At 71.1% G+C, this 6,414-nt stretch carries 8 protein-coding genes; 3 read left to right on the plus strand and 5 right to left on the minus strand.

Annotated elements, in window-relative coordinates; all coding sequences use genetic code 11:
• Positions 1-379: STN domain-containing protein (locus VBO01S_RS30360; protein ID WP_218005426.1), on the minus strand; the 379-nt coding region annotated here is incomplete at its 3' end.
• 234 nt (positions 380-613) lie between these two features.
• On the opposite strand from VBO01S_RS30360, the gene VBO01S_RS30365 reads away from it, so the two are divergent.
• Entirely contained in the window at positions 614-985 is a 372-nt protein-coding gene (locus tag VBO01S_RS30365) for a hypothetical protein (RefSeq protein WP_082818347.1), read from the plus strand.
• 243 nt (positions 986-1,228) lie between these two features.
• On the opposite strand, the gene VBO01S_RS30370 is transcribed toward VBO01S_RS30365, so the two are convergent.
• Positions 1,229-1,486, minus strand: coding sequence for a hypothetical protein (locus tag VBO01S_RS30370; RefSeq protein WP_062482654.1), 258 nt, complete (start codon positions 1,484-1,486; stop codon positions 1,229-1,231).
• Positions 1,487-1,752: 266 nt separating this feature from the next.
• Between VBO01S_RS30370 and VBO01S_RS30375 the strand changes: the two genes are divergently transcribed.
• Positions 1,753-2,073 carry a hypothetical protein gene (locus tag VBO01S_RS30375; protein ID WP_062482657.1) on the plus strand — a complete coding sequence of 107 codons (321 nt, stop codon included), beginning with the start codon at positions 1,753-1,755 and terminating at the stop codon, positions 2,071-2,073.
• A gap of 6 nt (positions 2,074-2,079) precedes the next feature.
• Here VBO01S_RS30375 and VBO01S_RS30380 read toward each other — a convergent pair whose 3' ends face one another.
• Positions 2,080-2,577: an arsenate-mycothiol transferase ArsC gene (locus VBO01S_RS30380; RefSeq protein ID WP_062482660.1), complete on the minus strand. Its 498-nt coding sequence runs from the start codon at positions 2,575-2,577 to the stop codon at positions 2,080-2,082.
• A 149-nt stretch (positions 2,578-2,726) separates the two neighbouring features.
• On the opposite strand from VBO01S_RS30380, the gene VBO01S_RS33360 reads away from it, so the two are divergent.
• Complete coding sequence (locus VBO01S_RS33360; protein ID WP_255221250.1) at positions 2,727-2,858, plus strand: hypothetical protein; 132 nt, start codon at positions 2,727-2,729, stop codon at positions 2,856-2,858.
• Positions 2,859-2,918: 60 nt separating this feature from the next.
• Here the strand turns inward: VBO01S_RS33360 and VBO01S_RS30385 are convergent, their stop codons facing one another.
• Both VBO01S_RS30385 and VBO01S_RS30390 read right to left on the minus strand, forming a co-directional pair.
• The gene (locus VBO01S_RS30385) at positions 2,919-5,042 is read right to left on the minus strand and encodes a site-2 protease family protein (RefSeq protein WP_062482663.1); all 2,124 of its coding nucleotides are present in this window, start codon (positions 5,040-5,042) and stop codon (positions 2,919-2,921) included.
• Positions 5,036-6,414: efflux RND transporter periplasmic adaptor subunit (locus tag VBO01S_RS30390; RefSeq protein WP_255221251.1), on the minus strand; the 1,379-nt coding region annotated here is incomplete at its 5' end. The genes VBO01S_RS30390 and VBO01S_RS30385, both read right to left, overlap by 7 nt.

The following is a 6,414-nucleotide window of genomic DNA, read 5'->3' on the forward strand; positions in this document are numbered from 1 at the left end:
CCGGCACGCGTTCGTCGGGGACGGCAGTCGCCGACGGTGCCGGCACGAGCGTGAACGCGCTGGCACCGGTGTAGCGCGCCACCAGCCCGGTGCCCACGAGCATCCGTTGCAGCGCGTCGCGCGGTGCGAAGTCGCCCTGCACCGGCGACGCCTCGCGGCCGTCGGTGAGGCGGCTGGTGACGAGCACCGAATGCCCGGTGAGGTGGCCGAAGACGGCGAGGGAGCGCGCCAGCGGCTGCGCCGGCAGGTCGAAATGCAGCGCCGGCGCGTCGCTCGCCATGTCGTCGGCTGCCGCGGCGTGAGCGGCGCACATCACCAGCGCCATGACCAGGCACCAGGACAGTGTCAGGCCACCGCCCGATGCGGAAGTACGTGTCATGTGACGGAGGATGAACAGCAGCAACGAAGGGTCTGGAAAGCGGCCGTCCGCCGTGCGGCCCGGGTGAGCGTGCGGGCGAGACTAGCGACCCCGCATGACCGACATGTGACGTTTCGTTCACACTTCCGACCTCGCGAGATTCCGTCTTCTTCCTGACTTGCGCGCGGTCCAGACTGCCCGGTTGGCCGTGATCGCGGCACGGCGTTTCTTCTTCTTTTTTCCTGGGGTGCAACGATGCGCGTCGGTGTGTGGCTGTTCGGCGTGATGCTCTCGGTGATCGGCACTGGCGCGGCGGCGCAGACACCACCCTCCGGTGGCGGCGAGGCCGACGGCAGCTGCGTCGAAGTGGTGGTGAACGGCGAGCGCACGCCCGCCTACGACTGCCTGACCCGCAAGCTCGCGCCCACGATGCCGGCACGCGGGCCGGACGACGCGGCGCCCGGGCTGGCCTCGGAAGCAATCACGCAGCGGCCGGGCAATCAGCTGGGGTTGTTCAACCGCGCGGCGACCGGGCATCGCATGGGCAACACCTTCGGCACCTCGGTGTATCCGCAGCGTCCGCCGCCGGCGGTGTACACCTCGCCGCTGCTGCCGGCGCGGCCCTGAGCGGCGGCATGCGGGAAAAGAGGCCGGGCGTTCAGAGTTGCTGGGTCACCAGCACCACGAACCCAGCCAGCGAAATGGCGGCGCCCATGGCTTTCCTGAAGGTCTTCAACATGTCGTGTGCTCCATCGGTGAGATCCGTGAGCCTCGATGGTGCGCCGCTTGCGGGTGCTGCGGGTTTGGCAATCCCGATGGCCGGGATAGAAAAACTTCAACCGCAGGTGCGGCGGGTGCGGGTGAACCCGGTCAGCTCGCCCGTGCGCCGGTCCGGGCTTCAGCGAGCGACAGGCGCTCGCGGGCGAACTGGCTGGCCCGCAGGCGCACGCGCGCGACCGCGGCGTCCAGCGAGGGCTGCTGCATGAAGACGAGCACGCCGCGCTTGAGCCCGCGCAGGCGGAGTTCGGCAACGCCGGCATAGCGGCCGCCGGTGGTCTGGCGGATGTCGATCTCGCTGGACCAACCGTCGGAAAGTTCGACGAAAAGATGTTGCTGTGTGGCGCTCATGTCAGTGAGGAGCTTAGGGCTACTGCCGGCGCCGCCCTAGGACATAGTTCCTAGGTATTAGCATTTAATTTCGTTTAATAACAATTTCACGCGCTTCGCGCAAAGGGACACCATGTGTGAACATCCGCATGACTTTCGGCACTCGCGCCGAAACAGCGTGCCATCTAGGATGGAGCGGCCGTGATCCGTCTCCCTCTTTCTGCGCATCCTCCCGACCGGCCTGCCCCGCAGGTCGACACCGTCCGCCCCGATTTCCGCGCCGCCGCATGAAGGACGAGATCCACTCCGCCGAACACCTCTACACCATCGAAGTCGAGGGGCGCAACGTCACGGTACGCGACGTGATGGTGGCGGCATTCACCTACCGCATCAAACTCGAGGAACTGCTCGGCTCGCCCCGGCAGGTCGCGCACTGCTACCGGCTCTGGCGCCGGCTCGAGCGGCTCGACGAGCCCCCCATGACCCGCCTGGACATCAAGTACGCCACCGCCTGGCGCGACGCGCATGCGCAGGCCTGGCAGGTGGCGCAGGTGTTTCTCACCGACCCGCACACCAAGACCTTCGTGCTGCGGCTCGCCGCGCCCTAGATCGCCTCAGCGCATGTGCGCCATGTCGCGGATGTCGGAGCGCAGCGCGCTGCGGTCGGCGCCCACGAGCGGCAGGTTGACCAGCAGTTCGAGCCGGCGGCGCAGCGAATACAGCACCTGCAGCGCGCCATGCGCCGCGTCGTCCGGGCCGGTGTTGGCGCCGGCCACGTCGGGGTAAGGCCACAGCGCCGCATCGGGCTGGCCGGGCCAGCGCGGCTGCAGCGGTTCGAGCGCGGGGTCGAGCGTGATGACGACATCGGCGTTGTGCGATCCCGCGCGCGCCAGCAGGTCCCAGCTGCGCGGCGGCGAGGTCGGCAAGGCCATGCCGGCGCTGCCCAGCGCCTCGACGGCCGCGGGGTGCACGTCCGCCGCCAGCCGCCCCGGCTGCCCGCACGAGCGCACCGAAAAGCGCTTCGCATCGAGGTGGGCAAGACAGGCCTCGGCCAGCACGCTGCGCAGCGAATTGCGCCGCGAGACAAAGACAACCTCGATCCGTTTCTGCATGGTCGAACGACTATAGCCACGCCGTGTGGCAGGTGGGTGCCGAAGCACAGGGACCCTTTTGCAGACGCCTGTTTACCCCGGACCTGCAGACATGACAAATAAGTGTAAACACTCGTAAACCTTGCGGGATGGGTCGGCGTTAGAACCGCATGACAACCGACCCCTCCCTCGTTGTGCTTGCTTTCCTGGTCGGTCTTGCCGCGGGCGTGACGCTCATGAGCATGCTGGCGGTCCTGCGTTCCGACCAGGACATGCCGCACTCCGAGCACACCCGGCTGTAAGGCAGACCGCGGGCATCGCCTGCCGGCACGTGGCCGGCCGGCGCAAGCGGGCGCGCTTGTTCAGAACCCCGACTGCTCGATCAGCACCGAGGTCGCCGCATGGATCCAGCGGCGGGCCAGGCTCTCGCGGGTGCCTTCGAAATGCGCGCGCACCTCGCGCACCCCGTCGACCGGCGCGTCGTCTTCTCCTTCCACCGTCACGCGGAACCAGGCTTCGGCGGGGCGCAGGTCCTTCTTCTGCGCGGTCGGGTTGAGCGCGATCGGGCCGCCGTGGTCCTGCGCCAGCAGCAGGTGCGGCAGCCGGCGCACCGGGCTGTTGTCGATGGCGCGCACCTGCCCTTCGAGCTTGCGCGTGCGGCCCTTCACGAGGATCACCGCGCGGCTGCCGGCCGCCAGGCGCTGGCGGTCGTGCTCGGGCACCAGCGCTTCGACGCGCCAGCGCCGCCCGTCGACCACCATCGCCATCAGTTGCGACGGCGCCACCCACGTGCCGGACTGCAGCAGCGGATCGACGTCGCGCAGCGTGCCGCCGTGCGCCGCAACCAGCCGCAGGCGCAGCAGCTCGGCGTCGCGCGCGCGGCGTTCGGTGTCCCAGCGGCTGGCCTGCTGCTCGGCCAGCACCTGCTGCGCCGCCGGGCGCTCCTCCAGGCCCATGGCGCCGCGTGCCGCGCGCGCGTAGGCGCTGGACATCACGCGCGCCTTCTCGCGCTCCTCGGTCTGGCCGGGCGCCTCGAGCGTGACCAGCGACTGCCCCGCCGCCACGGCCGCGCCGTCGCTGGCTTCCATCGCCGCCAGCCGCGCCGCGTAAGGCGAGAACACAGGCTGTTCGACGCCGGCCCGGATCACGCCCGGCGCCGAGATGCCGCCGTGCCACGGCACCAGCAACACGACCGCGATGAGCGCGAGCAGCAGCACGGCCACGACGCGCCGCCGCGGCTTGATCTCGCCGCGCCGCGCGTGCCACACGCGCAGCTCGGCCATCACCGGCCGCACCACGAACACGCCCATCTCGACGATGAAAAGGAACACACCCAGCGCCTTGAAGAACGCGTGATAGACCACGACCGCGATGCCGATGAACAGCACCAGCCGGTAGACCCAGGTGGCGAACGCGAAGGCGATGAGAAAGCGCCGAAAGCCCGGCGTCAGCGTCTCGGGCGACGGGTCGTCGAAACCCAGCAGCCAGCGCCGCAGCGCACGCTTGGCCTGCTGCCCGGCGCGCTCGTGCAGGCCCGGAAAATCCAGCGCGTCGGTCAGCATGTAGTAGCCGTCGAAGCGCATGAAGGGACTGGCGTTCACGGCCAGCGTCAGCACCCAGGCCGTCGTCGCCAGAAAGAACAGCGCATTGCGCAGGTCGCCGTCGGGCATGAAGGCCCACAGCAGCGTCGACCACGCGGCCAGCACCAGCTCGGCGCAGATGCCGGCCGACGCGATGGCCAGGCGGTGCCGCGAGCGCGCCAGCTTCCAGCTCTCGCCGGTGTCGGTGTAGGCCATCGGCCACATCACGAGCAGCGCGACGCCCATGTGCCCCACCCGCACGCCGTGGCGCGTGGACATGAGCGCGTGCCCCATCTCGTGCAGCAGCTTCGACACCACGAGCGCGCCCGCAAAACCCAGCACGCCTTCCCAGCTGATGGCGCCGCGCAACTGGGCCGCCACCGTGTCCCACTGCCGCGCGGCCAGCAGCACGCCGACGCCGGCGGCGAGTGCGCTGAGCGCCACGAACCAGCGGCTGTAGAGCCACTCGACCCAGGGCAGCATCTTCTCGAGCAGCCGCGCCGGCCGCACCAGCGGGATGCGCACGAACAGGTAGTTGTTGAGCAGCCAGCGCCACGCCGGCATCGGCGGCTTGCGGCGCACGGTGCGCAGCAGCTGGTGCTGTTCGAGAAAGCCCTGAAAGCGCGCCACGTCGTCGGCGTCGGGCGCCAGCGGGGTGTCGCGTTCGATCGCCTGCGCGATGCGCGCGGCGTCAGCCATCGGCCAGCGCTGCAGGATCTCGAACTCGAGCCAGCCGATGCGAAAGAACAGGTTGCGCACCGGGTCGCACACGTGCCAGGCCGGCGAGCCGTCGCCGTTGGCGCCGGCCGGATGGATCTGCAGTTCCTCGCGCAATGCCGGCCACGGCGGCGGCGACGCAGCGCCCGCAGGAGCGCCACGGCCTGCGAGCGCCGTGCCGCTCAGCATCCGCACCACTCCCGCGCCGCCGCGAACGGCCGGCGCAGCAGCAGGTAGCCGAGCACGGTCCACTCGCCCGACACGCGCGCCGTGCCGCGCAGGCCGATGCGCGCCACGCCCGAGGGCTCGCTCAGGTGGCCGCGCAGCTGGTAGCTCGCCACGCCGTTGGGCGCCTCGACCGCCTGGTAGCCGGCGTGGTCGAGCCGGGCCGACACCGGGTCCAGCGGCGCCACGCGCAGGAACAGGGTCATGGGCGCGCCCGGCGCGAGGTTGACCGCCTCGCTCACCGGCGCCCAGGCCTGCACGCCGAGCACGGCCGGGTCGGCCAGCAGCCCGACGCGCTCGCCGGTCTGCACCGGACGGCCGGCCCAGTCGTCGGGGTCGGAGTACACGAACACGCCCGCGGCCGGCGCCTTGATCTGCAGCTGCGCCACTTCGCGCTGCAGCGCACCCACCTCCACCTCGCGCTCGCGCAGCTTGCCTTCGGCCAGGCTCAGCTCGGCCTTGGCCGATTGCGATTCGATGGCCCGCTGCGAGGCCTGGTGCAGTTCCAGCCGCGCGGTCGACAGCGCCGCGCGCGCCACGGCCAGGCGGTTGTCCAGCGTGGTGTCGTCGAGCTCGGCGATGGTCTGGTCGGCCACCACCGGCGTGTTGGGCGGCACCGTCATGCGGCGGATCACGCCGTCGCGCGGCGAGGCGATCACCTGGCTGCGTGTGGAGATCACCTCGGCCTGCAGCAGCGCGTACTCGCGCACCGGCACCAGCAGCGCGAGCGGCAGCAGCGCCAGCGCCCAGCGCAGCGGCTTGCGCGCCCACGCGTCGTGCGCCAGCGTGCCGATGGAACGACGGCGCCCGGTCAGCGCCCACCACGCATGGCCGTACATCGCGCTCGCTTGCAGCAGCAGGAACTCGGGCGCCTTGGCGTCGAACTCGGTGGGCCACGGCGCCTCGCGCGCCAGGAACAGCGCGGCGCGCGCGCGGCCGTCGGGGTCGGCCATGGGCAGCACCCACACCTGGTCGGGCAGCCAGTCGGCCCACGAGGCGGCGAGCGCCGGCGGCAGCATGCTGGGCGACAGCGCCAGCACGCGCGCGGCGGCCGGCAGTTCGTCCAGCCGCGCCTTCAGGTGGTCGGCCACCGAGGCCAGCCACAGCGCATAGGGCGAGTCGGACTCGACATCGGCCAGGCCCGAATGCGCCACCAGCCGCGTGCGGCGCGCGCCGAAGAAGCCGACCAGCGCGGCCTGCCGGTACGGCGCGATCGCGTGGGTCTCGTTGCAGATCAGGAAGGCCAGGTCGGCCGGGCGCTGCGCCGCGCGCACCTTCGCGGCCAGCGCGTGGAACGCGAGATCGGTCACGACGCTCCGCCCTTGCCGCGCGCGGC

Origin of the sequence: Variovorax boronicumulans NBRC 103145 (assembly GCF_001591345.1) — a bacterium.
In the GTDB taxonomy this organism is placed as follows: domain Bacteria; phylum Pseudomonadota; class Gammaproteobacteria; order Burkholderiales; family Burkholderiaceae_C; genus Variovorax; species Variovorax boronicumulans.

Coding starts and splice junctions, on each gene's coding strand:
- VBO01S_RS33360 (WP_255221250.1), top strand. CDS start 2,727: ATGACAACCGACCCCTCCCTCGTTGTGCTTGCTTTCCTGGTCGGTCTT.
- VBO01S_RS30370 (WP_062482654.1), bottom strand. CDS start 1,486: ATGAGCGCCACACAGCAACATCTTTTCGTCGAACTTTCCGACGGTTGG.
- VBO01S_RS30380 (WP_062482660.1), bottom strand. CDS start 2,577: ATGCAGAAACGGATCGAGGTTGTCTTTGTCTCGCGGCGCAATTCGCTG.
- VBO01S_RS30365 (WP_082818347.1), top strand. CDS start 614: ATGCGCGTCGGTGTGTGGCTGTTCGGCGTGATGCTCTCGGTGATCGGC.
- VBO01S_RS30375 (WP_062482657.1), top strand. CDS start 1,753: ATGAAGGACGAGATCCACTCCGCCGAACACCTCTACACCATCGAAGTC.
- VBO01S_RS30385 (WP_062482663.1), bottom strand. CDS start 5,042: ATGCTGAGCGGCACGGCGCTCGCAGGCCGTGGCGCTCCTGCGGGCGCT.